This is a genomic window from Paenarthrobacter sp. 10L420 (assembly GCF_056395385.1).
In genome coordinates this window covers 909,231-935,758 of sequence record NZ_JBFTJK010000001.1, presented here as the reverse complement: position 1 = coordinate 935,758, position 26,528 = coordinate 909,231, and the positions used below count along the sequence as shown (strand labels likewise).

Below are 26,528 nucleotides of genomic sequence, written 5' to 3'. Positions count from 1 at the left end.
TCCGTGTGAAATTATTTGGCATTACTGTCCCCGTCCGTGGACGGACCGCTGTCTGCGTTGCTCTCGCCAGAAGAAGAGCTTTGCCTGGTGAGGCCGTGCATATGGGAAAGATAGAACCCTCCTGCGGCTCCCAGCAGAGCGCCAAGGAGCACAATCCAGCGGGTCCCCCACAGATTATCCAGACCCCAGCCTATCAAACTCCAGACAATGATCCCGCCAACGATGTAGCTGAAGACGGCGATGCCGGCGTTGTATCCACCATCGCTTCCGGCGTCGGCAGAATCGTCGGCCGCACTTTGCGATCGGGCGTGGCCGGTCAGCTGGGAGTTGCGCTTACGCAGAGACATCCGTGCCGCCCTTCTCATCCGCAGGATCGTTGTAGATCTGCAGGCGGGCTTTGCTGAAACCGTAGATCTCTGCAGCCTGCCAAAGGACGACGGCAACAACTGCGCCGATGATGAACCATCGGCCGTGCAACCAGGCCGGAGTACCAATAACAAAGAGGACCACGGCGAATCCAACGACTTTTACGAAGTACGTCGCCACGAACAGGCCGACAGCGCCGGAAGGATTATTGCGGCCAACAAAATGACCGATCAGAAGGCTGATCGCAAAGAAGAGCATGACCAGCGCGGCCCCGAATGCTGCGGATAGCGCGCCTTGGCCACCGTTAATGAACGCTGCGACGATACTCGTCACGACCAATCCGGCCAGAGCAGCAGCAGAGCTCACGAGCAGCAGGCGGAGCCACAGATTGGACGTCTCCCCGGAAACTCCAACAACACGTTTACCGGACGGGCGTCCGGAATCGGCGTTGGATGTCATGGGGATACCAATCCTCGTGGCACGGGTGCCATATTCTCAAAGTGGGGTTACGGGCGAGTGACTGTCCGCAGAAAGAATTCTACATGAGATAGAACTGTGACCATAACCGGAAGTCATGCGCGCTCCCCTGGTCCTGCCGCATTCCGCGTGAAGTACGGCCATGCGGTAACAGCGGCCATGACAAGGGCAGCTACAACCACCACGATCAACACAATCTGCCAAGGGAACACTGCGAAAGCAACACCGCCGAACGCCAGGATGCACGTCCAGACATAAAGCATGACGACGGCGGTGCGGTGCGAGTAGCCGAGGTCCACCAACTTGTGGTGGAGGTGCCCACGGTCTGCAGACCACGGAGACTGTCCCCGGGCGGTCCTGCGAACCACAGCCATCCCGAGGTCCAGGAGCGGAAGGGACAGGACGGCGAACGGCAGGAGGATCGGGATGATCGTGGGAATGCCGTTGGCGCGGTCATAGAGCCCGGATCCGATTTGCCCCGTGGCCACTACGCCGGCTGAAGCCATGAGGAGACCGATGAGCATGGCACCGGAGTCCCCCATGAAGATCTTGGCTGGAAACCAGTTATGCGGCAGGAAGCCGATGCAGCCACCCACCAGGATCGCCATCAGGAGTGTCGCAAGGTCTGAATTGTCAGTGGATGGGTTGTTCCGGTGCACCCAGTACGCCGTGAGAAAGAAGGCACCGCCCCCTATGGTGGCCACACCTGCGGCCAGTCCATCCAGGCCATCAATGAAGTTGACTGCGTTCATGGTGGTAACAATCAGCCCGGCTGTCAGGACAATCTGGACGAGCTCGGATTGAATCAGGATCGGTTCAGGGATGAATGGAACCACAGACATCCGCACGCCCCAGATCGCGACGATGAAAGCCGCAGCTGCTTGCCCAAGGAGCTTGATCCACCAGCGGATGTCGAGGATATCGTCCGCGACCCCCACCGCGACGATCACTACTGCTCCGGCCAATATGCCCCACGGAGCATCGTTATGCCTGAAAATGTCCTTGACGAAGAAAGAGTTACTTGCCACCACGAGCGCAGCAAAAAAGCCTGCAAAGATGCCAAGGCCGCCCAGTTTTGAGATGAGTGCGGAGTGCATGTCCCTGCTGCGGATAGGACGGTAAAGCCGTAATTTGTTCCCGAGTACGCGGGCTCCCCACGTACCGGTGTAAGACACCACTGCAGCCGTGAGCGCCATCAGCAGGTACATGATCATGACGCGGCTCCGGAAAACAGCCCAATGCCGGAATCAGGTACACGGACCAACGTATGCAGCCGGTGGGCCGCTGGAAAGCCGTGTAATTCTGGGCAGGTCAAGGTGTGGATTTCTGTCTGTCGATAAATGGAACTACTCCGTCGCCATGCCTGCACCGGCTGTGCCAAATGATGCTGGGAATTCTGTGGACTCTAGTCACGATACTAGTGCCAACGGCGGTGACCACCGGCGTGACGCAGCCGCAAAGCCACAGCTGATGTGCTGTGGCCAAGCGGCAGGCTTCTACTTGGCGGGCTCCTGGACGTTGCGCAGGGCGTAGATCCCCTTGAGCACTTCGGCGTTGGACCGGGGCGCCTTCAAACTGTGGCGCAGGCCCTTGAACAAGCCGTCAAGCAGTACTTTGCGGTTTGAGGACGCAGCAATGGTCTTTGCCCAATTGCGGAGCGAAGCCCCGGTAAAGAGGACCTTTTCCCAAGGGGCCAAAGCGTTGGATCTGGTGTAAACCCAGAGTTTGTTACGAACCTCGTAGTAGAAACGAGGGCCGGGGTCCGCCCCTGCATCTCCAAACACTTTCGTATGATGGTTGGCTACTGACGCACTGGTAGCCAAGGCAGTTCCCCGGCGCGAAACCCTTGCCGTGTATTCGAGGTCATCGTTCCAGATGAAGTAATCGGCAATGGGCAGTCCGTGACGCCGGATCTCGTCGGCGCGAATCAGGACAGAGACGAAGGATGCGCTGCGGATCTGAACGGCACCCAGGCGGGCAGCCATGCTGCGCGCCGCCTCACTGGCGCCGATGCGTGGACGCATGCGGTTCATTGGGTGCTCGCGCCCATCGGTCCACACTACGCGGCTGGCGATGAACGCGGGAGCTTCCCCTGCTACCTGTTCGTAGGCCTCGGATACATCCAGTGCCTCGCGAAGCGCGCCGGGCTGCGGCTCGGTGTCGTCGTCCATGATCCAAACGTGGTCGGCACCGTGGTCCAGGACTGCACGTTCCATACCCACAACAAATCCCCCTGCACCGCCCATGTTGGCCTTGAGCGTTACGACGTCCGTGGGAACAGGGCCGCGGTAGGTCCTGAGGAATTCCGGTGTGTCGTCCGTGGAGGCGTTGTCCACAACGACGACAGCGTCCGGCACCTCCGTCCCGGCGGTGATTCCGGCCAAGGTGGTCTCAAGGAGTTCACGCCGGTTAAAGGTCACCACAACGGCGACCACAACAGGTTTGGACGTCATTTACTTGCCTTTGGTCTGGGATGGCTGGAAGTGCCGCCGAATCAACAGGCCCGCCAACTTCCACGGTTCAACAAAAACTCTGTAGGCAACACGGCCCGGATGGAGAACCAGGCGCCACGCCCATTCGAGCCCAAGGCGCCCGAGCCAACGTGGCGCGAGCTTCTGGACGCCGGCCACCTGTTCAATGGCACCGCCAACGGCACAATACACGGCGGGCGGAAACTGAGTGAGTCGTCGCTGCAGGACCGTCTCCTGGAGCGGCATACCAAGGCCCAGCAGCACCAGCTGAGGACGGAATCGATCCAACCACCCGACGACCGCCATTTCCAACTCGTCGTCCCATCCTTCGCCAGGCATGCCATCTACCGTTGCGTCCGGAATAATCGTGCGCAGCCGGGCCACAGCCTGCGTATTTGCAGCCCGTCCCGCGCCGATCACGGCCACCCTTTCCAAACCCTTTACTCCCCCGAGTGCCGGGATCCAGTCCATGGACCCGAGGCGATATTCCATGGGGCCCTGTCCCAACGGTTTTAGTTGCCGTTTGTGCGCCAATCCCCAAAGCATGGCTACCGGGGCACCGTCCAGGAGGATGACCGAGCTTTGATCGTAAAGTGAACGGAAATCTGCACAGGAATGAAACAGCGTAATGCTGTGAAGATTGTGGCCGAGCACAGTACGGGTGGTTCCGGTGGCGATGAGTCCGTGCAGGGCATCGATCAATTCGTTGACGCGCAGCGGAGTCGCGTCGACGTCAAGGACGGGGACGCGCTGGCGGTCCGGAATCATTCGGGTTTGGCTTCACGTGGGGCGTCGGGTGCCGATACTGATACAGCAGGCGCGGGATCCTCGACGGCGGGTACAGGCTCGTCAACGCCGAGGACGGAAGGAACAACTTCACGCAAGCGTTCCAGGGAGATAGCGCCTTCGCGTACCACCCTGAAGGGTTCTGAGGTTGCATCCACGATGGTGGAAGGCAGGGCAGCAGTACCTTTCACGGGCCGGAAGCCACCTTCAAGGTAAACCTCCACGGAATCTGCCAGCTGTAGCCGGGCCTCTGAAGCGGTCTGCGCTGCTTCCTGCCCTGTCCGGTTGGCCGATGAAACAGCCAGCGGCCCAGTAAGGCCCAGGAGCTCCAGCGCGAGTTCGTCGTCAGGCATCCGCAGGGCAACAGTGCCCTTGGTATCACCCAGATCCCAATCCAAAGACGGCTGGGCGTGGAGGATGAGCGTCAGGCCACCAGGCCAGAATGCCTGTGCCAAGGCCCTGGCGTTGGCGGATACATCGCTCGCGAGTCCGTCCAGGGCATTGATGCGGGGAATCAGCACCGGTGGGGGCATTTGCCGGCTACGGCCCTTGGAGGCCAACAACATTGTCACGGCCAAGGGGGAAAAGGCGTCAGCGGCAATGCCGTACACGGTGTCCGTCGGCAGCACGATGCACTTCTTTTCGCTGATGGCACGCTGCGCGTGTTGAAGTCCTTCAGCCCGCTGGTCATCGGAAGTGCAATTGTAGGTTGTGGTCACAGCGCTATTCTTTCACTCATCAGGAGCCTTGTTTGCCAGCACTGCGCTCGTGGCACGTTCCTTGCCGTTGAGGTCAAAGTGCGTGGTGATGTCCTGCCAACGTCCCGCTCGACGCAACATGCCGCTGACCCAATCGGCCTGGACTTCTGCGTGTTCCATCACGAAGTAGCCGCCAGGTTTCAGGAGGCGGCCTGCAGAGGCTGCTGCCGCCGTCGGGAGTTCCATGCCATCCGCTCCCCCACCGTACAGTGCTTCGGGCGGATCATGCAGGGCAACTTCGGGCTCGTTCGGGATGGCTTCGGCAGGGATGTAGGGAGGATTGGACACCACAACGTCAAAGGAGCCGTTGTGTTCAGGCAGGGCATCCCTGAGATCGCCCTGGATCAGCGAGACACCCAGCGGTTCAAGGTTCCTGCTTGCCCACGCATGGGCAAAAGTGCTGAACTCCACAGCATGGACGTCGGCTCCTGGAACCTCCTGGGCGATTGAACCGGCGATGGCTCCGGAACCCGTCCCGAGGTCCACGATCTTAGGGTGGGACATGCCAGCCACGTGGTCGATGACAAGCTGGACAACGGATTCCGTTTCGGGCCGGGGAATGAACACACCCGGCCCCACCTGCAACTCAAGGTGGCGGAAATACGCGACGCCGGTGATGTGCTGAAGCGGTACGCGTCCGGCACGCTCGGCCACCAGTTCGGCGTAGCCTTCAGGGACGGGGGAATCCCCCAGCAGCATTGCCCGCAACCGGCCCAGCCCCACTCCCAACAGGTGCTCCGCAAGAAGTTCGGCATCGACGCGCGGGGTGGGGACTCCGGCGTCGGACAAAACCGCAGTAGCCTCGCGAACAGCGTCCGCGAGGCTCTGGCCGGGGAAAATCGTCATATCTATGCCCTGACAGCTGGAAATCGGGTGATAGCTGGAAATCGGCAGGCTTGTGGTGCTCTGCTATTCGCCCAGGGCGTCCAGTCGCGACTGCTCGTCCGCTTCAATTGCCGACTGGATAACGGGTTCCAGGTCACCATTCATCACGGCGTCGAGGTTGTATGCCTTATACCCAGTGCGGTGGTCCGCAATGCGGTTTTCCGGGAAGTTGTAGGTGCGGATGCGTTCTGAGCGATCCATCGTACGGATCTGCGACTTGCGCTGTTCGGAGTTGGCGGCGTCGATCTGTTCCTGCTGGTGGGCCAGAAGACGCGCGCGGAGAACACGCATGCCGGCTTCGCGGTTCTGCAGCTGCGACTTTTCGTTCTGCATGGCCACCACGATGCCCGTAGGCAAGTGGGTGATTCGAACTGCGGAGTCAGTGGTGTTCACGGACTGGCCACCAGGACCGGAGGAACGGTAGACGTCGATCTTGAGGTCGTTCTGGTTGATTTCAAGTTCTTCGGGTTCATCCACTTCGGGAAGCACCAGGACACCTGCCGCGGATGTGTGGATACGGCCTTGGGACTCTGTAACCGGAACACGCTGCACCCGGTGCACGCCGCCTTCGAACTTCAACCGCGCAAAGACGCCCTCCGCGGGGTCGTTCGAGTTGCCCTTGATGGCCACGGCAACGTCCTTGTATCCACCAAGATCGGATTCGGTAGCGGAGATCATCTCAGTCTTCCAGCCCCGCGACTCGGCGTACCGCATGTACATACGCAGAAGGTCACCGGCGAACAACGCAGCTTCGTCGCCGCCTTCGCCACCCTTGACCTCAAGGATGACGTTGCGGGCATCGTCCGGATCACGAGGGATCAACAGACGGCGCAGCCGCTCCTGTGCCGCAGGAATCTGCTCCTCCAGCTGCACAACTTCTGCAGCGAATTCGGGATCCTCGTCTGCCATCTCTTTGGCAGCTTCCAAATCATCATTGAGTCCGCGCCATTTGTTGTACGCCTCCACAATGCCCTGGAGCTGCGCAGAACGCCGCCCCAATTTCCGGGCAGCAGACTGATCGGCATAAACAGCAGGATCACTCAACTGCGCCTGGATAGCAGCATGCTCATCAAGCAATCCCTGTACGGACTCAAACATTTTCAAACCTCTTTCGTGTCGCACCCTATGTTAGTCGGGTGCAGAAATCCGTTCCCCGTCAGGCCCGGCATTAGGTGAGCCGGGCGCCGGCCGCGCGGATTTCCCGCCCCGGGAGTGGCATCGGGCCTGCCGAAGCGTGGCGGCTCAAGTCCGTCAGGACAGAGCCGCCACGCGAAGGGGCGGGGGCGGGAAATCCGCGCGGCACCAACCGCACGAATACCCGACACCCCGCCCCGATTACAGCTATTTGTCGTTGTCCGACTTCGCTCCGAGTGTCGTCTTCTGAACCTGCATGAGGAACTCGACGTTGCTCTGCGTCTCCCGGATCTTGTTGGTCAGCAGCTCAAGGCTCTGCTGCTGCTCAAGGCCTGAAAGGACGCGGCGCAGCTTCCACATGATCTTGACTTCTTCAGGCGAGAGCAGGTTCTCTTCGCGGCGCGTACCGGACGCGTTGACGTCCACGGCCGGGAAGATGCGCTTGTCTGCCAGCTGGCGGGACAGGCGGAGCTCCATGTTGCCGGTGCCCTTGAACTCCTCGAAGATGACTTCGTCCATCTTGGAGCCGGTCTCTACGAGCGCCGTTGCCAGGATGGTCAGTGAGCCACCGTTTTCGATGTTGCGGGCGGCGCCGAAGAAGCGCTTCGGCGGGTACAACGCTGCGGAGTCCACACCACCGGACAGGATGCGGCCGGAGGCCGGTGCTGCCAGGTTGTAGGCGCGGCCCAGGCGGGTCATGGAGTCCAGGAGGACCACAACGTCCATGCCCATTTCAACGAGGCGCTTGGCGCGTTCGATGGAGAGCTCGGCAACCGTGGTGTGGTCGTCTGCGGGACGGTCGAAGGTGGAGGCGATGACCTCACCCTTGACGGTGCGCTGCATGTCCGTGACTTCTTCGGGACGTTCGTCAACCAACACCATCATGAGGTGGACCTCAGGATTGTTGGTGGTGATCGCGTTCGCAATGGACTGCAGGATGAGCGTCTTTCCGGCCTTGGGCGGGGAGACGATCAGGCCACGCTGGCCCTTGCCGATCGGAGCCACGAGGTCGATGACACGCGGACCGATCTTCTTGGGGTCCGTTTCCAGGCGCAGGCGCTCGGACGGGTACAGCGGCACCAGTTTGGCGAACTCGACGCGGTCCTTGAGTTCTTCAGGAGTCTTGCCGTTGACCGAAGTCACACGAACAAGGGCGTTGAACTTCTGGCGCGAAGACTGCTGGTTGCGGTCTTCACCTTCGCGGGGTGCACGGATGGCGCCAACGACGGCGTCGCCCTTGCGGAGGTTGTACTTCTTGACCTGTGCCAGCGAAACGTAGACGTCGTTTGCACCGGGGAGGTAGCCGGACGTCCGGATGAATGCGTAGTTCTCCAGGACGTCCAGGATGCCTGCTACGGGGAGCAGAACATCGTCTTCGGTAACCTCGATGTCGTCAACATCCGGCCCCTGTGCACGGCCACGGCGGCGCTCGTTGCGGTCGCGGAAGCGGTCGCTGCGGGTGTTGCCGTCCCTGCTGTCCTGAGCGCCACGACGGTCGCTGCGTTCGTTCTGATCGTTGCGATCACGGCGGTTGCGGCGATTGCGGCGGTTGCCGCCGTCTTCGAGGTCGTTGGTGTCCTCGCGGCGGCCGCGGGAGTCACGACGTTCACGGGACTGATCGCCAGAGTCGGCCTGTTCGCGCTGTTCAGTGCGCTGTTCAGTGCGCTCGGCACGCTGTTCGCGCTGTTCAGTGCGCTGTTCAGTGCGCTCGGCACGCTGTTCACGCTGTTCAGTGCGCTCGGCACGCTGTTCACGCTGTTCAGTGCGCTCGGCGCGCTGTTCGGTCCGTTCGCCGCGCTGTTCACGCTGCTCAGTCCGCTCGGCGCGCTGTTCACGCTGTTCAGCGCGCTCGGGACGCTGCTCAGCAGCCGGTGCTTCTGCAGTTTCGTCGGGAGCTGCAGCAGCCTCGCTGCGGCGACGGTTACGGGTGCGGGGCTGGCGACGCTCGGTGCCGGCTTCGCTGACTTCCGGCGCTGCCTCGGGCTCTGCAACCGGCGCGGCCGGCGCTTCAGCGGGTGCAGCGGCCTCTGTTGCGGCCACAACACCATCGCTGGTGGCGCGGCGGCTACGGCCACGTCCCCGTCCACGAGGGGCTTCCTGGACCGGCGCCTCTGCGCTTGCGTCAGCAGCAGGCGCGCTCTTCTCCGCAACCTTGACGTCGGCGACCGGCGCTGCCTTGGGCGCGGTGGCTGCCTTCGTCGATGCCTTGGCCGGGGCCTTGGCGGTAGAAGTCCCGGCACGATGGGCGGAAATGGCTGTTACCAAGTCCCCCTTACGCATACGGGACCCACCGGAGATCCCCAGCTGGCTGGCAAGAGCCTGGAGCTGGGCGAGCTTAAGGCCGGCAAGGCCGCTGCTCTTGGTGGTTGCTGCTGTTGACGACTCAGCAGCAGAAGTTGTTGTGTCCACAGCTGAAGCCAGCTCAGTGGTTTCTGTCACGAAGGATCCTTCCCCCTCGACGGCGTCCAGAGCGAGAGCTGGACGCGATGATTTGTTCTGGGCTGCAGTTCAGATCTGCAGCCGGTGATTTCGGCCGTGCCTGATGGATTGTGGCCAACAGGGCCGGATACTGATCGTCTTCATTGAATCCAGTTGCCCGGACAGCCGACTGAATATTCAGGGAACAGAGAGAGTTCTGCGGCACCTGAGACAGGCCGGAAGGAGACGGCACCGCCAGACGTTGGCACAGTTGACGAAAGGAACAGCGAAACCGCCAAGATCCAAAATCAGGGAACTGCCCGCGGCTTTACCGCCGGTGCACTTCCACTCTAGCACCTTCAACGTCCACAGCCAGCGTCATCACGCGCCAACCGACGTTCGGTGTGTTGGCACTAGTAAATGCCTCGATGAATTCGGCAACGGTTGCCGCTTCGCCCGGCCCATTGGCCAGGACCATGACAGTAGGACCGGCACCGGAAACCACGGCAGCGTGACCGGCGGTCCGCAGCGCCGCAATAAGGTCCGCGCTGGGCCTCATGGCTTCGGCCCGGTAGCTCTGGTGAAGGTAGTCTTCGGTACCGGGCAGCAGGAATTCCGGCTGCGTTGTCAGCGCGTGGATAAGCAATGCTGCGCGTCCGGAGTTCATTGCAGCAGCATGGTGGCCCACAGACGCGGGCAAGAGTCCGCGGGCAGTTTCGGTGGAGAGTTCGTAATCCGGAACGGCCACCACGGGAACTACGGTCCGGGCTACTTCAGCACGAGTACTGCTGTACTGCTCGCTGTCCTGCCAAGAGAGCGCCAGTCCGCCGAAAATGGCGGGGGCGACGTTGTCCGGGTGGCCTTCCATTTCGCTGGTCAACTGCAGGATCCAGTCGAGATCCTGCTGCGCCTCTTGTGGAACCAAGGCATTGGCCGCCGTAACGGCTGCTACAACTGCGGACGCTGAGGAACCCAGCCCGCGTCCATGTGGATTAACGTTGTCAGCCGTGATCCTTAGACCGGAGTGGCGGAAACCCAAACGTTCCAAGGCGAGGTCGATCGCACGCACCACCAAGTGGCTGGAGTCGCGCGGAAGAGTATCGGCGCCCTCACCGGAGAGCTCGAATTCGAGCTCTCCGGTGGTGAGCGTTTCCACCGTCAAGGTGTCATAAATGGACAGGGCCAAGCCGAGGCTGTCGTAGCCGGGACCCAGGTTGGCGCTCGTACCGGGGACCTTGACGGTCAGCCGCTGGCCTGCCGCGACGAGTTGACGATCGGTCGCGGTGGGCTGCGTTTGTTCCACTCTTATTTTTCTTCCAGTCCCAGTTCCGCGGCAACGGTAACGACGTCATTGGAAACCTTGACCGGCTGGACATCGCTGCCGTCCTCCGTGCGGAGGGCCCACTGCGGGTCCTTCAGTCCGTGGCCGGTAACGGTGATGACGATAGTCTTGCCGGAGGGAACCTCACCAGCAGCGTGCTTCTTGATGAGGCCTGCCACGCCGGCAGCAGAGCCGGGCTCGACAAAGACGCCTTCCTTGGAGGAGAGCCAACGGTGGGCGTCCAGGATTTCCTCATCCGTGACAGCTTCAATCAGGCCACCGGATTCGTCGCGGGCAGCGACGGCAGTGTCCCATGATGCCGGGTTGCCGATGCGGATGGCAGTGGCAATAGTGTCCGGTTCAGTGATCGGGTGCCCTGCAACGAACGGCGCTGCACCCGCAGCCTGGAAACCCCACATGATGGGTGTCTTGGTGGACACGGCCGGCAGGGTGCCGTTGGCGGTCTCGAAGGGTGCGGAGTACTCCTTGTATCCCTTCCAGTAGGCAGTGATGTTCCCGGCGTTGCCGACCGGCAGAACATGGATGTCCGGGGCATCGCCCAGGGAGTCCACAACTTCGAAGGCACCGGTCTTTTGGCCTTGGATACGGGCAGGGTTGACCGAGTTCACCAGGAAGACCGGGTAGGACTCGCCAAGTTTGCGGGCGATGTCAAGGCAGTTATCGAAGTTGCCGTCCACCTGCAGCAGCGTGGCGCCGTGCGCGATCGCCTGGCTGAGCTTGCCCATGGAGATCTTGCCCTCGGGGACCAGCACGGCGCACTTGAGGCCGGCGGCTGTCGCGTAAGCGGCGGCCGAGGCGGAGGTGTTTCCGGTGGACGCACATACAACGGCTTTGGCGCCGGCTTCGACTGCTGCCGTCATCGCCATGGTCATGCCGCGGTCCTTGAAGGAACCCGTGGGGTTCATGCCCTCGACCTTCAGGTACACCTGGGAGCCGGTCAGCTCGGAAAGCTTCTGAGCGTGGACGAGCGGGGTGCCGCCCTCGCCGAGGGTGATGACCTTGGTGGCTTCCGTTACAGGCAAACGATCAGCGTATTCGCGGATTACTCCGCGCCATTGGTGAGCCACTTAGACCCCTTCTACCCGCAGTACGGATGTCACAGAATTGATGACGTCCAGGCCCTTGACGGCCTCGACGGTTGCTGCGAGTGCAGCTTCGGATGCACGGTGCGTCACGATTTTCAGCTCAGCCGACTCAACATTCGAGGCAGAGTCGCGGTGGATCGTTTGACGCATGATCTCGATGGATACGCCGTTCTCCGCAAAAATGTGGGCGATGCGAGCCAGCACACCTGCTTGGTCTGCTACATCCAGACCGATGTAATAGCTGGTGTTGGAGGCATCAATGGGCAGTGCCGGAACATGCCCGGTAGTTGTTTCCGTGCGGCCGGGACCGCCCAGCACCAGGCGTCGGGCAGCGGAGACGAGGTCACCCAACACAGCTGAGGCAGTTGGAGTCCCCCCTGCACCCTGGCCGTAGAACATCAGTTCACCGGCGTTTTCGGCTTCAATGAAGACGGCGTTGAACGCGCCACGGACAGCGGCAAGCGGATGTTCGCGTGGCAGGAGGGTGGGGTGCACGCGTACCGAGATTCCGCTGCCGTTCTCTGAAGCTTCGATCTTCTCGGCGATGGCGAGAAGCTTGATGACGAAGCCGGCTTCCTTGGCCGAAGCGATGTCCGCAGCACTGACCTTGGTGATCCCCTCGCAATAGACGTCGTCCAGGGAGAACCTTGTGTGGAAGGACAACGATGCCAGGATCGCAGCCTTGGCAGCCGCATCATGGCCCTCGATATCGGCGGTGGGGTCAGCTTCGGCGTATCCGAGGCGCTGCGCTTCGGCAAGGGCGTCCGCAAACTGTGCACCAGTAGTGTCCATCTGGTCAAGGATGAAGTTGGTGGTCCCGTTCACGATCCCGAGAACCCTCGTAATGCGATCGCCGGAGAGGCTGTCACGGATCGGGCGCAGGATGGGAATGGCACCGGCAACTGCGGCTTCGTAGGACAGTTGGACGCCGGCCTTGTCAGCCTCTTCGTAGAGAGTGGGGCCGTCCTGCGCGAGCAGCGCCTTGTTGCCGGTGACAACGCACGCGCCATTCTGGATGGCGGTGACGATGAGCGTACGTGCGGGTTCGATTCCGCCCATGAGCTCGATGACGAGGTCTGCGTCCTTGACGAGGGTCTCGGCGTCCGTGGTAAAGAGCTCACGAGGCAGTTCGACGTCGCGCGGCGAGTCGATGTTGCGCACGGCAATACCGGACAGCTCGAGGCGGGCACCACTTCGGGCGGCCAGTGCCTCGGCGTCGTCAATAAGAATGCGCGCGACCTGGGCCCCTACATTGCCACAGCCCAGCAGGGCCACCTTCAGGGTTCGCACTTCAGACATTCGCCACTCCCATGTCGCGGTTCAAGAGATCTTCTTCGGTTTCCCCGCGGACAATGAGCCTGGCGGCTCCGTCGCGCACAGCGACAACGCCAGGCCGGGCCAGGTAGTTGTAGTTGCTTGAGAGGGCCCAGCAATAGGCGCCGGTACCCGGTACTGCGAGCAAATCACCGGCTGCCACATCCGCGGGCAGATATACATCTCTAACAACTATGTCGCCGCTCTCGCAATGTTTGCCCACTACGCGGGACAGCTGCGGAGCTGCATCCGAGTCACGGGACGCCAAAATCGCCGAATAATCCGCGTCGTAAAGCACCGGACGGGCGTTGTCGCTCATTCCGCCATCCACCGACACATACCGGCGCGGATACGTAACGTTCTCTGGACCTGTTTCGGTGCCCGGAACGTCCACGCGGACAGTTTTAAGCGTGCCTACCTCATACAAAGTGAACGTAGTGCTCCCGACGATCGCGCGTCCGGGTTCGATGGAAACGCGGGGCGGTTCGATGCCGAGTTCTGCGCACTTTGAACGCACGACGGCGGCCATCGCCTGCGCAATTTCCGCCGGAGGGCGGGGGGTGTCCACTGGCGTATAGGCGATTCCATAGCCGCCCCCGAGGTCCAATTCCGGCAGGATGATGGAGTATTTGGCCTGCATCGCTGCCTGAAAACCGAGGAGCTTTTCCGCGGCCAGCGCGAATCCGTCGGCTTCGAAGATCTGGGAGCCGATGTGGCAGTGCAATCCCAAGAGCTCCACGCTCGGGTACGACGTCGCGGCTGCCACTGCCTCTTCAGCGGCGGACAGGCCAGCTTCCTCTGTGGAGTCCTCAGCCATGGACAGGCCAAATTTTTGGTCCTCGTGCGCTGTCGCGATGAATTCGTGGGTGTGGGCGTGCACTCCTGGTGTGAGGCGCAGCATGACCTTGGCGGTTTCGCCGCGGCTGGAGGCAATCTTGGCGACCCGTTCCAATTCATCGAGGCTGTCCACCACGATTCGGCCCACCCTCATATCCAGTGCCCGGTTGATCTCGGCGTCGGACTTGTTGTTACCGTGCAGCCCCAGGTTGGGCCCGGGGATTCCTGCGCGGGCGGCAACTGCCAGTTCACCTCCGGAACATGTGTCCAGGCGAAGGCCTTCCTCTGCCACCCACTGTGCCACCGACGTGCAGAGAAAAGACTTGCCTGCATAGTAGACATCCACTCCCCCGCAGATGTCCGCGAAAGCGTCGTCGAAGGCGTCTTTGAAAGCACGGGCACGCGCGCGGAAGTCAGATTCGCTCATCACAAAGAGAGGAGTGCCGAATTGCGCCTTGAGATCGCTGACTGAAATCCCGTCAATGGTGACCTCACCGGCTTCGTTCTTCTCCACACCGGCTGCCCACATCGGTGCTTGAAGGGCGTTAAGGTCTTCCGGGACGGCCAGCCATTCGGGAGCAAGCGGAGAGGCCTCGGGTGAATTTGGTGCGGCGTTTGTGGTCATGGCCTTACATCCGTTCCGGCGCGGAAACGCCCAGCAGTCCGAGTCCGTTGGCAAGCACCTGGCTCGTTGCGTCGTTGAGCCAGAGACGGGTCCGGTTCACGTCAAGCACTGGTTCCTCGCCCAGGGGGGAGACCCGGCAGGCGTCGTACCAGCGGTGGTAGGCACCGGCGATGACTTCAAGATGGCGGGCAACGCGGTGCGGTTCGCGGAGCTCGGCTGCTTTGGCCACGATGGAAGGGTAGCTGCCCAAATAGGAAAGAAGCTCGTTCTCCGTGGCGTGATCCAGCAGCGATGCGTCGAACACAGATCGGTCGACCCCCGCCTCGGCGGCGTTGCGCGCCGTTCCCCTGGAGCGGGCATGGGCGTATTGCACGTAGAACACGGGGTTCTCGTTGCTGTTCTTCTTGAGCAGTTCCGGGTCCAGTGTCAGCGGCGAGTCGGCAGGGAACCGGGCAAGGGAGTAGCGCACTGCGTCCTTGCCCAACCAGGAAATGAGGTCCTTGAGTTCAATGATGTTGCCCGCACGCTTGGACAACTTGGCGCCGTTGACGGACACCAACTGTCCGATGAGAACCTCAATGTTTACCTCGGGATCGTCGCCCGCGCACGCTGCAATAGCCTTGAGGCGATTGATGTAGCCGTGGTGGTCGGCGCCAAGAAGGTAAATCTTCTCGGTGAAACCGCGGTCCTTCTTGGAGAGGTAGTACGCGGCATCGGCGGCGAAATAAGTGGGTTCCCCATTCGCGCGGATCATGACGCGGTCTTTGTCATCACCGAAGTCAGTGGTGCGCAGCCAAACGGCGCCGCCGTCGTCGAACACATGGCCCTGTTCGCGGAGGCGGGCAACGGCAGATTCGATGGCACCGGCGTCGTGCAGTTCTTTCTCCGAGAAAAAGACGTCGAACTCAACGCCGAAATCTGCCAGCGTTGCCTTGATATCCGCCATCTGTGCCTCGTAGGCAGCAGCACGGATGACCGGCAGGGCAGCCTCGTCTGTGAGTTCACGGATATCCGGGTGCGCCTTGAGTACTTCATCACCGAGTTCACGGATGTACTCGCCCGGGTAGCCGCCCTCGGGGACGCCACGGCCGTGGAGCCGGGAAAGGACTGAGTTGGCGAAGACGTTCATCTGCGAACCGGCGTCGTTGATGTAGTACTCGGCGGTGACGTCCGCGCCCGAAGCCCGCAGCACGCGGGCGATCGCGTCGCCCAGGGCGGCCCACCGGGTATGGCCGATGTGAAGAGGACCCGTGGGATTGGCGGAAACGAATTCCATGTTCACAACATGTCCTGCGAGCGCCTGGTTGGTTCCGTAAGTGGAACCCGCCTCAACGATTGCCTTGGCAAGCGCGCCTGCCGTAGCAGCATCAACGGTGATGTTCAGGAAGCCAGGACCTGCGATTTCCACTGCGGTCACGCCGGCGATTTCCTGTAGGCGGTGGCTGAGGATTCCCGCGAACTCGCGCGGATTCGTGCCGGCCTGCTTGGCCAATTGCAGGGCAATATTGGTGGCCCAGTCTCCGTGGTCCCTGTTCTTGGGGCGCTCCACCCGGACGTCGTCGGGGACAGCGGATTCCGCCAAGGCAATTTCGCCGGCAGAGACGGCATCCTTAAGGCAGGTGGATATGGCAGCAGAGAGTTCTTCGGGAGTCACCCATCCAGCCTACCGGGGGCCCGCGAACTCGAGGAATTAAGGCTCGTTTATGTGGATATCTTGGACACTGCGCCTATCCATGACTGGACACAGCACCTATACATAAACGGCGGGGGGCACTCACAGACTGAACCATTAGGCTGATTTCAACGTTGTGAAGACGTAAGAGGTGGCCCTAACGGTCGTCCAGAGACCGCAACCATCCGTTGACCACATGTTGATGATTACATCTTGTCCAGTTGAAACGAGCAGAACATGACTACGCCACTCCGCAAGAGCCTCTACGTCGGGTTCGCCAGCGTCTCCATTATCGGGACCGCAGCTGCCTGTGCCCCCACAACGGAAGCCCCGTCAACCCAGACACCCGCTACCCAGAATGGTGGCCAGGCTTCCACTGGCAGCCCTTCTTCCTCCTCTTCGGCTGGAAAGGGTGGTTCCACCTACAAGGACGGCACGTACAGCGCCGACGGAACATACACATCGCCGAACGGCCAGGAGACGGTTGGCGTTCAGCTCACGCTGGCCGCGGACAAGGTGGAGGCAGTGAATATCACCGTCCACCCCTCCAACCCCAATACCAAGAAGTTCCAAGGCGAGTTTGCCAGCGGTATCGCGGCGCAGATCGTTGGCAAAGACATCGACGAACTCAACGTTTCCAAGGTGGCCGGTTCCTCCTTGACCTCCGGCGGCTTCAACGAGGCCGTGGAGCAGATCAAGTCCCAGGCAAAGTAGCAGTCATGCCGCATCCGGGCTGGAGCCGCTTTAGCTTCGAAGGGATCGGTACGCACTGGGAGATCTCGACGTCGTCGACGCTTGCGCCGGATGTGCAGCGCCAACTGCTTGGAACGGTGGCGGATTACGACCACACGTATTCGCGGTTCAGGCCTGATTCCCTGGTGTCCGCTCTGCAGCGCGGCCCCGGCAGCATTTCCCTGCCCGGGCACTCTGTGGCCCTCCATGACGTCTACGAGGCCCTGTACCGGCTCAGTGGAGGCTCCATGACACCCCTGATCGGCAGCAGTTTGAACCGTCTTGGTTACGATGCCGGCTACTCCCTGGTTCCTTCAGGAGCCCCTGAGGGCGCAGCCAAGTGGGAAGACGACGTCCTTGAATGGTCGGGAACCACGGTGTCGGGCAAGGTCCCGCTCGTATTGGACATCGGCGCCGCAGGAAAAGGACAGCTCGTGGACCTGCTCGCTGAAGTCCTCCGCTCGACCGGCTATGTTGACTTCCTGGTGGATGGCAGCGGCGACATGCTGCATGCCGGAAGCATGCCCGTCACTGTGGCCTTGGAGCATCCTTATAACCCTAAGCAGGCAATCGGCACTGTGGAATTGGACAATTCGGCCCTCTGCGCTTCCGCCTCCAACCGGCGCGCCTGGGGCGACGGGCTGCACCATGTACTGGACGGAATCACGGGGCAACCAATCCAAACCACCGTGGCCACGTGGACCATGGCCGCGAGCGCGATGGTGGCAGATGCCTTGGCTACGGCACTCTTCATGGTGGAGCCGGCTGCCCTCGAGGCTGAGTTCGATTTTTCCTGGCTCCGGGTGTTTTCGAATGGGACTGCCACATTTTCGGCTGGCTTTGAGGGGAGACTGTTCACATGAATGCCATGAAGTCGCGATTGGACACTTGGTTGGGCCGCTTCACCATGTACCGCTTGATTTTGTGGGTTCTCGGGGTACTGGTGGCCTACAGCCTGCTTCTGAACGTCTTGGGGTGGCTGACGTTCGGCCTGCCACAGATGCTGGTTCACGTATGCCTGTGCCTGGGACTTACCTATGGATCGAACCGCCTGCTGGCCTTGCTTTTCCGAACCACGCCACATTCGGAGTCTTCACTCATCTCCGGCTTGCTCCTGTATTTCCTGTTCTGGCCCACATTCGTCCCCACTGACATGCTGGGTGTTGCTTTGGCTTGTGTCCTGGCCAGCGCGTCGAAGTATGCTTTGGCTTTCCGTGGGCGCCACATTTTCAACCCTGCGGCCGCAGGGGCTTTCATCACGGGCTTGACCGGACTGAACATAGCTACGTGGTGGGCTGCAACCCCTGCCATGTTGTGGCTCCTCGTTCCCGGCGTCCTGGCTGTCCTGTACCGCACACGCAAAATGCTGATGGCAACAGTTTTCCTGCTGGTGGCCACCAGCATCGTCTGTGTCGAATTGTTGGGCCGCGGCATGACCCTCGGGCAGGCCCTTTGGCAGCCGTTGGCTCAGCGCCCCCTGCTCTTCTTTGTCGGCTTCATGCTTACCGAGCCGCTCACGCTCCCCCCACGCCGTTGGCAGCAATTGGCGCTTGCCGGCGTCGTCGGTGTTGTCTTTGCGGTTCCGTACAACTTTGGCTTCGTGGCCAATTCCCCTGAGCTCGCGCTCCTGGTGGGGAACCTCATCGCTTTCTTCCTGGGCCAGCGGGGCCGCGTGGAACTGACGTTCAAGGGATCCCGGGCCCTAACGCCGGGGACCAGGGAGTTCCGCTTCGAGCCAAGGCGCCCAGTCCGCTACGCGGCGGGTCAATTCATGGAGCTGAACCTTCCGCATTCGGGGTCAGATGGCAAAGGCCGCCGCCGTGTCTTCAGCATCACCAGCGCCCCGGGTGCTCCAGAAGTAACCTTCGGCGTCGGAACTGCCGAGCCCTTGTCCACTGCCAAGAAGACGTTGTTGGCGCTAAAGCCTGGTGACATGATCTCCGCCACAGCCGTTGGCGGAGACTTCGTGCTCCCGCGCGACGCCGCCAAGCCGGTCTTGCTGATTGCCGCAGGTATTGGCATCACTCCCTTTCTTTCCCACCTTGCGTCCGACGCCGCACCCCGCGACACCATGGTCCTTTACCTTGCCCAGGGGCGAGATGAACTAGCCGCGTGTGAGCAATTGGAGGCATCGGGGGCAAAAGTGATCGCCCGGCTTGCGGACGGCTCCACTCCCCCCGATTTCATGCACGACGCCGGTACTTCCCGGATCGATGCACAGCGCCTGAAGGAGCTGGTACCGGACATCGAGGCCCGCGAGGTTTACGTCTCCGGTTCCCCGGCGAGCGTGGATTCCCTGCGTGCCGCGGCGCGCGGCGCAGGTGCGCGGCGGGTACATGTTGACTCGTTTGCGGGGTACTGAGCTGCAGGTACCGGTGGACCCTAAGGTGCAGGGCGCTAAAGATCATGGCCGGGTTTTCATTTGGGGCGCGGTGGCTGCTAAGCTCTAGGACGTCCCACCGGCAACGGAGGGAACCCCGGATGCCCTCGTAGCTCAGGGGATAGAGCGTCTGCCTCCGGAGCAGAAGGCCGTAGGTTCGAATCCTATCGAGGGCACACACGATACCCCGCCAGTCCAACTGGCGGGGTATTTTTTGTGTTCCAACGCCCAATCCAGCCGCCGCTACCCGGGTCGCCACTATCAATTCAGGGCTTGCCGGGCGAACACCCCAAAATTGTCATCCCCCACTCCTAGGCTGATCACAGTTGCCAGTCGCCAAGAGCCAAAGGGGTTGCCGTGATTTGTTCAATCGTTCCGCCTTACATGCTTCGAAGGATTGCCGCCCAGAGTGAACCACGGCTTTGGGCTGTTGCCCGTGCCGCGAAGGAGTCACTCCTGCACATCAAGGATCTCCAGGCGGTTCGCGCGGCGCCGGCACCCTCCGTTCCCCCCAGTGCAGTTGCGGCAAAGCCCGGCCCGCCAAAGCGCACCATTTACGATGCCGACACCTCGGAAAACCTGCCCGGCCGCTTGGTCCGCCAGGAAGGAACTGCTCCTGTTGGGGACGCCGCTGCCGATGAGGCCTATGACGGCTTGGGGAGTACGCACCGACTGTATGCAGAGATCTTCGGCCGGGATTCCATCGACGGTGCCGGCCTGGCGCTGGACGCCACCGTTCATTACGGCAATCTGTACGACAATGCCTTTTGGGACGGAAAACAGATGGTCTTCGGGGACGGCGACGGGGAGATTTTCCAGCGCTTCACCAAGTCCGTCAGTGTCATTGGCCACGAACTCGCTCATGGGGTCACACAGTTCACGGCCGGGCTCAATTACCGCAACCAGGCAGGCGCCTTGAACGAGTCCTTGTCGGACGTCTTCGGTGTACTCGTGGAGCAATACTTCAAGAAGGAGACCACCGAGCAAGCAAGCTGGCTGATCGGGGAGGGCCTTTTTACCGACAAGGTCCAAGGTGCCGCCTTGCGCTCGATGAAGGCCCCGGGCACCGCTTATGATGACGACATCCTGGGTAAGGACCCGCAGCCGGACTCGATGGACACATACGTTCGGACCAGTGCCGACAACGGTGGCGTACACATCAATTCGGGCATCCCCAACAGGGCGTTCTACCTTGTTGCCGCGGAGTTGGGCGGCAATGCATGGGGTGTGCCAGGGCAGATCTGGTATGGCACACTCACCAGCGGGTCGCTGCCGCCAGCTTGTACCTTTGGCAAGTTCGCCAAGACCACTGCGGCTACCGCCGAAGAACTCTTTGGCGTTGGCTCAGTAGAGCATGACGCCGTCCTGAAGGCATGGGAGACTGTGAAGGTCAAGGTTTAGACCAGTCGACGGGACCGTCCGGCCCCGGGCAGTCCCGTCGTCGTTGGCTTGCCGCCAGTACGTCAAACGAGAAGTAGCCGGTCATGAAAATCACCGTCCAGCGCAGCGGGGGCGTAGCCGCGACGACACGCATCTGGAGCGTGGAGGCAGTCTCGGATGACGACAAAGAGCGCTGGATGCCGATCGTTGAGGCATGTCCATGGGACGAAGCGAAGAGCCAGGCCAGAACTGTCAACGAACCGGATCGGTTCATGTACTCCATCAGGGCAGGTCAACGGCGGGCGACGCTACCCGAGCGCGCGGTCACCGGGCCTTGGCAGGAACTGGTGGAGTGTGCCAAGGCTGAAGGTTCCGAGTCGCGTGGCCGCCTGGGGGCCCGCCGTTAGAAAGATTAGTTGCTAGATCGCCTCGGCCAGCTGCCCGCGGAAAGCCCTTCTGTAGCTCTGCGGGCTCGTGTCCAACACCTTCGTGAAATGGTGGCGCAGCAGGACCGAATGCCCGAATCCTGCTTCCCGCGCAATCTCGTCGATATTCAGCTCCGTGGACTCCAGGAGTTCCTGTGCCCTCAGGACACGCTGTGAGTTCAACCAAGCCGCAGGTGTGGTCCCCGTTTCGGCCCTGAAGCGGCGTGCGAATGTCCTGGGCGACATATGCAGCCGCGCAGCCAACTCGTTGACACTGTGTTCTTCGTCGAGGTGTTCAACCATCCATCGCAGGAGTTCCTCCATGGGCGCTGAACCACAGCGCGGCATTGGCCGGTCAATGAACTGGGCTTGGCCGCCGTCGCGATGGGGCGGGACTACCATGTCGCGCGCGATCGCGGCAGCTACGTTGGCTCCCAGCTCTACACGTACAAGATGGAGGCATGCATCGATTCCGGCGGCAGTTCCTGCGCTGGTAATGATGGTTCCGTCCTGTACATAGAGGACGTTCTCATCCACCACTGCTGCAGGGTAGCGACTCGCCAGATCCTGGGAATAGTGCCAGTGGGTGGTGCACCGGCGCCCATCAAGCAGCCCGGCCCGCGCCAAGGCGTAAGCGCCGGAGCAAATGGACATCACCCAGGCGCCCCTGGCGTGAGCGGCTCGGAGTGCATCCAGGACAGGCTCGGGGATCTCCTGGTCCCTGCCGAAGGGCGCCATGATCACCAGGTCGGCATCGGCCGCGGCTTCCAGGCCGTGGTTGACATGCAGCGAGAGCCCGGACTTCATGCGGATGTCTCCTGGCTCCGGCGCGCAAACCCTGAAGTCGAAAGCGGGAACGCCTGCGCCGCGGTCGGATCTGTCGATGCCGAAGACTTCAAAGGCAGTGCCGAACTCAAAGATGGAGAAGTCAGGGACAACAATGACGGCTACTGATTTCAACATATCTCCAGTGTGGCAGAAAATTGTCTAAATGGGGCATTTCTGCCACTGTTTCTTGGCTGCCGCCAGGAGAAGACTGAAGGCATGGAAATCTTCGGGATTATCTTATTCATCGTCCTTATCACCGCCGTCGCAGCCACCGTGACCGCCCTCCTGAACGACGGACGCGGCCACAACCCACCCATCAACTCCAAGGAACCTTGGAGCGCCTTCGACGCTCCGAGCACTCCCTACTGGAACCCCCGCATCTACTAGCCGCCCGCCAGCCCACTGAAAGCAGTCAGCCAAGGCCTGTCCATCCGACGCCCGTCCTTCACGGAATCCACCAGGATTTTCTGAACGACGGGCGTCCCTATGCCTGCGCCACTGCGCGCGCGGCTTGCAGTAGCTCGCTTGGCGGGCAGCGCGGGCAGCGGTGAGGCTTGCGGACATGTGACAGGGACAGCGGACGTTGACGGGAAGCCACAGTAGACTGGCAGCAGCCATGACACTTCATATTTCCTACCCCGCTGAGCTGCCGGTATCCGAGCGCCGCGAGGATCTGATGGCGGCGATCGCCGCAAACCAGGTGACCATCATTGCCGGCGAAACCGGCTCGGGCAAGACCACGCAGATCCCCAAGATGTGCTTGGAACTGGGCCTGGGCGACAAAGGCCTGATCGGTCACACGCAGCCGCGACGACTGGCGGCCAGGACTGTTGCGGAGCGCATCGCGTCCGAGTTGGACGTCGAGATCGGCCAGGAAGTTGGATTCCAGGTCCGGTTCACTGGCGAGGTCAGCGCATCGACCAAGATCAAGCTCATGACCGATGGCATCCTCCTGGCAGAGATCCAACGGGACAAACTCCTGCGCAAGTACAGCACGATCATCATTGACGAAGCCCACGAACGCAGCCTGAACATCGACTTCATCCTGGGCTACCTCAAGCGGGTCCTCCCCCAGCGGCCGGACCTGAAAATTATCATCACCTCGGCCACGATCGATCCTGAACGCTTCGCCAAGCACTTTGGCACGGAGGAATCCCCAGCCCCCATCATCGAGGTTTCCGGCCGCACCTACCCGGTAGAGGTCCGGTACCGGCCCTTGTCACAGCCTGCCGGGTCCGACGAGGACGGTTCCGATGACGAACTGGAAGAGGACCGGGATCCGTTGGATGCGGTCTGTGACGCGGTTGATGAACTGGCCAAGGAAGCACCGGGCGATATTCTCGTGTTCTTCTCCGGCGAGCGGGAAATCCGCGACGCCGCCGAGGCCATCAATGGCCGCATCCAGACCAACCGGCGCCTGGCAGGTACGGAAGTCCTGCCCCTCTTTGCCAGGTTGAGCCTGCAAGAGCAGCACCGCGTATTCAATCCGGGTGGAAAGCGTCGCATCATCCTCGCCACCAACGTGGCGGAAACTTCGCTGACTGTCCCCGGCATCAAATACGTGATCGACACCGGCACGGCCCGCATCTCGCGGTACTCACACCGGACCAAGGTCCAGCGCCTGCCGATCGAACGTGTATCCCAGGCGTCAGCCAACCAGCGTTCCGGGCGGTGTGGCCGCGTTTCCGAGGGCATCGCCATCCGCCTGTACTCAGAAGAAGACTTTGAGTCCCGTCCACAGTTCACGGATCCGGAAATCCTGCGGACCAACCTGGCCGCGGTCATTCTGCAGATGACGGCCATGGGCGTTGCCCGCGGTCCCAAGGATGTTGAGAACTTCCCGTTCGTCGAACCGCCTGATTCACGCGCCATTAACGACGGCGTCACCCTCCTTCGCGAACTTGGCGCCCTCAGCCCGGCTACTTCGAGCACGCCTGCGTCCAAGGATCCCCGCGATAACCGCAGCAGCGGCGGTGGCCTCACCACCGTCGGGCAGAAGCTGGCCCAGCTGCCCGTCGACCCAAGGCTCGGCCGCATGATTGTCGAAGCCGGCAAACGCGGTTGCGTCCGCGAAGTGATGATCCTGGCAGCAGCCCTTACCATCCAGGATCCTCGCGAACGGCCGACCGACAAGCAGCAGCTCGCTGCTGAGAAGCATGCCCGATTCCGCGATGAGAACTCGGACTTCACTGGCTTCCTCAACCTCTGGAACTACATCCAGGAAAAGCAACGCGAGCTGTCCTCAACGCAGTTCCGGCGGCTGTGCCGCAATGAGTTCATCAACTACCTGCGTGTCAGGGAGTGGCAGGACCTCTTCACCCAACTCCGCCAACTCGCCAAGCCCTTGGGTATCACGCTGGACAACAAGCGTGAAGCTGATCCCGTAGGCAACAACGAGGGAATCCACATCAGCCTGCTGTCAGGATTGCTGAGCCACGTCGGCCTTCTTGATGAGCGCAAGCGCGAATACGCCGGTGCACGCGGCAGCCGCTTCGCGATCTTCCCCGGCTCTGCCTTGTTCAAGAAATCGCCGGCGTTCGTCATGGCCGCCGAGCTGGTGGAAACCAGCCGCTTGTGGGCACGAGTGGCGGCAAAGTTCGATCCCTTGTGGGTGGAGCAGGTAGCCCCGGACCTCGTGAAGCGCTCCTACAGCGAGCCCCATTGGTCCTCCCGGCAGGGGGCCGTCATGGCCCACGAGAAAGTCACGCTGTACGGCGTGCCCATCATCCCGAACCGGCGGGTCAACTACGGCCGCATCGATCCGGAATTGTCCCGTGAACTCTTCATCCGCCACGCGCTGGTGGAAGGCGAGTGGAAGACCCATCACAAATTCTTCCACCGCAACCGCGCGCTCCTGCAGGAGATCGAAGAGCTTGAGACCAGAATGCGCCGGCGGGACATCCTGGTGGACGATCAGACCCTCTTCGAGTTCTATGACGCCCGGGTGGGCACGGACGTCGTGTCCGAACGGCATTTCGATAAATGGTGGAAGGATGCCCGCCAAACCGATCCAACGCTGCTGGACTTTGATCAGTCGCTTTTGATGAGCGAGGACGCCGAGGCCCTTGATGACTCTGCCTACCCCAAGACGTGGCTGCACAAGGGCTTCGAACTTCCGCTGAGCTACGAGTTCCATCCTGTGGCTCCGGGGTCTGCTCCGAATCCTTCAGACGGTGTCACCGCTGAAGTTCCTGTGTTGTTCCTGAACCAACTGGACGACGCACCGTTCCGGTGGCAGATTCCGGGACAACGCGTAGACCTGGTCACAGCGCTTATCAAATCCCTGCCTAAGCAGGTTCGGAAGAACTTTGTGCCTGCCCCTGACGTCGCCCGTCAGGCTACGGAGGCCTTGGAAAGAGACTTCGATCCCGCCGTTGACGAACTCGAGTCCTCCTTGGAACTGGTTCTTCGCCGGCTCCGTGGACACGTCATCCCATCAGGATCATGGAACTGGGAGGCAGTGCCTCCCCACCTTCGCGTGAGCTTCAAGGTAGTGGACAGCAACGGCAAGGTCCTGGACGAAGGCAAGGACCTTGCCCAACTACAAGAACAACTGGCCCCTGCCACGCGACGGGCAATCGCCGAATCGCTCGGTGCAACACCCACGACGACGGCCCGCGGCAAGAGCGGCACAAGAACCGGAGCCCCCGGGACCTCAAACGGCAAGACCGCAGGTTCCGCGGCAGGGAGCGCCAGCAGCCCTGACGTTCGCGCCAGTGCCGACCCAGCCCAAGGAGCCGTGGCCGAACGTACTGGTATCACCGAATGGGACTTCGGGACCGTGCAACGCCAAGTTACCCGAACGGTCAGGGGCCACGCAGTGACTGGCTACCCAGCGATTGTGGATGAGGGTACCTCTGTGGCCCTGCGCGTGTTCCAAAGCCAGCAGGAGCAGGAAGCGGCCATGCGTGGTGGCGTAATCCGACTCCTGGCACTTCGGATTCCCTCACCGGACCGGTACGTGCTGGAGCATCTCAGCAACACCGAAAAGCTGACGTTCAGCCAGAACCCGCACGGCTCGGTAAGTGCTCTGATCGCTGACTGTGCCCTCGCCGCCATCGACAAACTGACCCCGGAGGCACTGCCTTGGGATAAGGAAGCCTTCGATGCGTTGTATGAAGTAGTCCGTGCAGAGCTGATCGATACCGTATTTACAGTGACGGCCGTCGTCGAACGCATCCTGGCGAGCACCCGCCGGATCCAGAAGCAGCTGAAGTCCAGTGCCAGCCTGCCACTCATCAGCGCCCTCAATGACATGAAAAGCCAACTGGAGCAGTTGGTCTTTCCGGGCTTTGTGGCACAGACGGGCTACGCGCAGCTGAGCCAGCTTCCACGGTACTTGCAGGCGATAGAGAAGCGGCTGGAGAAGCTTCCTGGCAACGTTCAGCGCGACGGATTGAATATGGCTATCGTCCAGGCGCTGGAGGACGACTACGACGACGCAGTGTCAGCGTTGCTCCCCGGACGCAGGGCAGGTGCGGAATTAACACGGGTGCGCTGGATGATCGAGGAACTGCGTGTAAGCCTGTTCGCCGTCGAGTTGGGCACGGCCCACTCTGTTTCCGAGAAGCGCATCCGAACGGTGCTGAACCAGGCCTTGGCGCCGGCCTGAC

22 protein-coding genes and 1 tRNA gene are annotated in these 26,528 nt (G+C 61.5%); 8 read left to right on the top strand and 15 right to left on the bottom strand.

Annotation, left to right across the window (positions count from 1 at the left end; all coding sequences use genetic code 11):
- Positions 1-11: 11 nt before the first annotated feature.
- The 14 genes from AC1DD5_RS04455 to argS form a co-directional block, all read right to left on the bottom strand.
- Complete coding sequence (locus AC1DD5_RS04455; protein ID WP_442017075.1) at positions 12-347, bottom strand: hypothetical protein; 336 nt, start codon at positions 345-347, stop codon at positions 12-14.
- Positions 334-825, bottom strand: coding sequence for a hypothetical protein (locus AC1DD5_RS04450; protein ID WP_477518333.1), 492 nt, complete (start codon positions 823-825; stop codon positions 334-336). Before AC1DD5_RS04450 ends, AC1DD5_RS04455 begins: the two co-directional genes overlap by 14 nt.
- A gap of 113 nt (positions 826-938) precedes the next feature.
- Entirely contained in the window at positions 939-2,057 is a 1,119-nt protein-coding gene (locus tag AC1DD5_RS04445; RefSeq protein WP_477518332.1) for an MraY family glycosyltransferase, read from the bottom strand.
- A 282-nt stretch (positions 2,058-2,339) separates the two neighbouring features.
- Positions 2,340-3,296 carry a glycosyltransferase family 2 protein gene (locus tag AC1DD5_RS04440; RefSeq protein WP_477518331.1) on the bottom strand — a complete coding sequence of 319 codons (957 nt, stop codon included), beginning with the start codon at positions 3,294-3,296 and terminating at the stop codon, positions 2,340-2,342.
- Positions 3,297-4,082: a WecB/TagA/CpsF family glycosyltransferase gene (locus AC1DD5_RS04435; RefSeq protein WP_477520674.1), complete on the bottom strand. Its 786-nt coding sequence runs from the start codon at positions 4,080-4,082 to the stop codon at positions 3,297-3,299. It abuts the gene before it with no gap.
- Positions 4,079-4,819 carry an L-threonylcarbamoyladenylate synthase gene (locus tag AC1DD5_RS04430; RefSeq protein ID WP_477520673.1) on the bottom strand — a complete coding sequence of 247 codons (741 nt, stop codon included), beginning with the start codon at positions 4,817-4,819 and terminating at the stop codon, positions 4,079-4,081. Before AC1DD5_RS04430 ends, AC1DD5_RS04435 begins: the two co-directional genes overlap by 4 nt.
- Before the next feature lie 12 nt (positions 4,820-4,831).
- Positions 4,832-5,704: a peptide chain release factor N(5)-glutamine methyltransferase gene (gene prmC / locus AC1DD5_RS04425; RefSeq protein ID WP_477518328.1), complete on the bottom strand. Its 873-nt coding sequence runs from the start codon at positions 5,702-5,704 to the stop codon at positions 4,832-4,834.
- Between the two features lie 63 nt (positions 5,705-5,767).
- Entirely contained in the window at positions 5,768-6,841 is a 1,074-nt protein-coding gene (prfA, locus tag AC1DD5_RS04420) for a peptide chain release factor 1 (protein WP_223933485.1), read from the bottom strand.
- A 243-nt stretch (positions 6,842-7,084) separates the two neighbouring features.
- Positions 7,085-9,316, bottom strand: a complete 2,232-nt coding sequence (gene rho / locus AC1DD5_RS04415) for a transcription termination factor Rho (protein WP_477518327.1) — start codon at positions 9,314-9,316, stop codon at positions 7,085-7,087.
- 307 nt (positions 9,317-9,623) lie between these two features.
- Positions 9,624-10,598 carry a homoserine kinase gene (gene thrB, locus AC1DD5_RS04410; RefSeq protein WP_442003840.1) on the bottom strand — a complete coding sequence of 325 codons (975 nt, stop codon included), beginning with the start codon at positions 10,596-10,598 and terminating at the stop codon, positions 9,624-9,626.
- Between the two features lie 2 nt (positions 10,599-10,600).
- Positions 10,601-11,704, bottom strand: coding sequence for a threonine synthase (gene thrC, locus AC1DD5_RS04405; RefSeq protein ID WP_442003839.1), 1,104 nt, complete (start codon positions 11,702-11,704; stop codon positions 10,601-10,603).
- Positions 11,705-13,021 (bottom strand): homoserine dehydrogenase, encoded by a 1,317-nt coding sequence (locus AC1DD5_RS04400; RefSeq protein ID WP_442018866.1) that lies wholly within the window; start codon positions 13,019-13,021, stop codon positions 11,705-11,707.
- Positions 13,014-14,498, bottom strand: a complete 1,485-nt coding sequence (gene lysA, locus AC1DD5_RS04395) for a diaminopimelate decarboxylase (protein ID WP_477518326.1) — start codon at positions 14,496-14,498, stop codon at positions 13,014-13,016. The genes AC1DD5_RS04400 and lysA overlap by 8 nt, the downstream gene beginning before the upstream one ends.
- A gap of 4 nt (positions 14,499-14,502) precedes the next feature.
- Positions 14,503-16,152, bottom strand: coding sequence for an arginine--tRNA ligase (gene argS / locus AC1DD5_RS04390; protein WP_442018865.1), 1,650 nt, complete (start codon positions 16,150-16,152; stop codon positions 14,503-14,505).
- Positions 16,153-16,407: 255 nt separating this feature from the next.
- Here argS and AC1DD5_RS04385 point away from each other — a divergent pair, with 255 nt between their 5' ends.
- From AC1DD5_RS04385 to AC1DD5_RS04360, 6 genes are all read left to right on the top strand, one after another.
- The gene (locus AC1DD5_RS04385) at positions 16,408-16,884 is read left to right on the top strand and encodes an FMN-binding protein (protein WP_442018864.1); all 477 of its coding nucleotides are present in this window, start codon (positions 16,408-16,410) and stop codon (positions 16,882-16,884) included.
- Between the two features lie 5 nt (positions 16,885-16,889).
- A complete protein-coding gene (locus tag AC1DD5_RS04380; protein WP_477518325.1) occupies positions 16,890-17,765 on the top strand; it encodes an FAD:protein FMN transferase in 876 nt (291 codons plus the stop codon).
- Positions 17,762-19,264, top strand: coding sequence for an FAD-dependent oxidoreductase (locus tag AC1DD5_RS04375; protein WP_477518324.1), 1,503 nt, complete (start codon positions 17,762-17,764; stop codon positions 19,262-19,264). Before AC1DD5_RS04380 ends, AC1DD5_RS04375 begins: the two co-directional genes overlap by 4 nt.
- Before the next feature lie 121 nt (positions 19,265-19,385).
- Positions 19,386-19,458: transfer RNA gene (locus tag AC1DD5_RS04370), tRNA-Arg, on the top strand.
- Positions 19,459-19,666: 208 nt separating this feature from the next.
- Positions 19,667-20,683 carry a M4 family metallopeptidase gene (locus AC1DD5_RS04365; RefSeq protein WP_477518365.1) on the top strand — a complete coding sequence of 339 codons (1,017 nt, stop codon included), beginning with the start codon at positions 19,667-19,669 and terminating at the stop codon, positions 20,681-20,683.
- Between the two features lie 83 nt (positions 20,684-20,766).
- Entirely contained in the window at positions 20,767-21,069 is a 303-nt protein-coding gene (locus tag AC1DD5_RS04360) for a protealysin inhibitor emfourin (protein ID WP_477518323.1), read from the top strand.
- A gap of 12 nt (positions 21,070-21,081) precedes the next feature.
- Here the strand turns inward: AC1DD5_RS04360 and AC1DD5_RS04355 are convergent, their stop codons facing one another.
- Entirely contained in the window at positions 21,082-22,050 is a 969-nt protein-coding gene (locus tag AC1DD5_RS04355) for a GlxA family transcriptional regulator (RefSeq protein WP_442003831.1), read from the bottom strand.
- A gap of 81 nt (positions 22,051-22,131) precedes the next feature.
- Between AC1DD5_RS04355 and AC1DD5_RS04350 the strand changes: the two genes are divergently transcribed.
- Positions 22,132-22,302, top strand: a complete 171-nt coding sequence (locus AC1DD5_RS04350; RefSeq protein WP_477518322.1) for a hypothetical protein — start codon at positions 22,132-22,134, stop codon at positions 22,300-22,302.
- A 229-nt stretch (positions 22,303-22,531) separates the two neighbouring features.
- On the top strand, positions 22,532-26,527 hold the full coding sequence (gene hrpA / locus AC1DD5_RS04345; protein ID WP_477518321.1) for an ATP-dependent RNA helicase HrpA: 3,996 nt from the start codon (positions 22,532-22,534) through the stop codon (positions 26,525-26,527).
- Position 26,528: the final 1 nt, after the last annotated feature.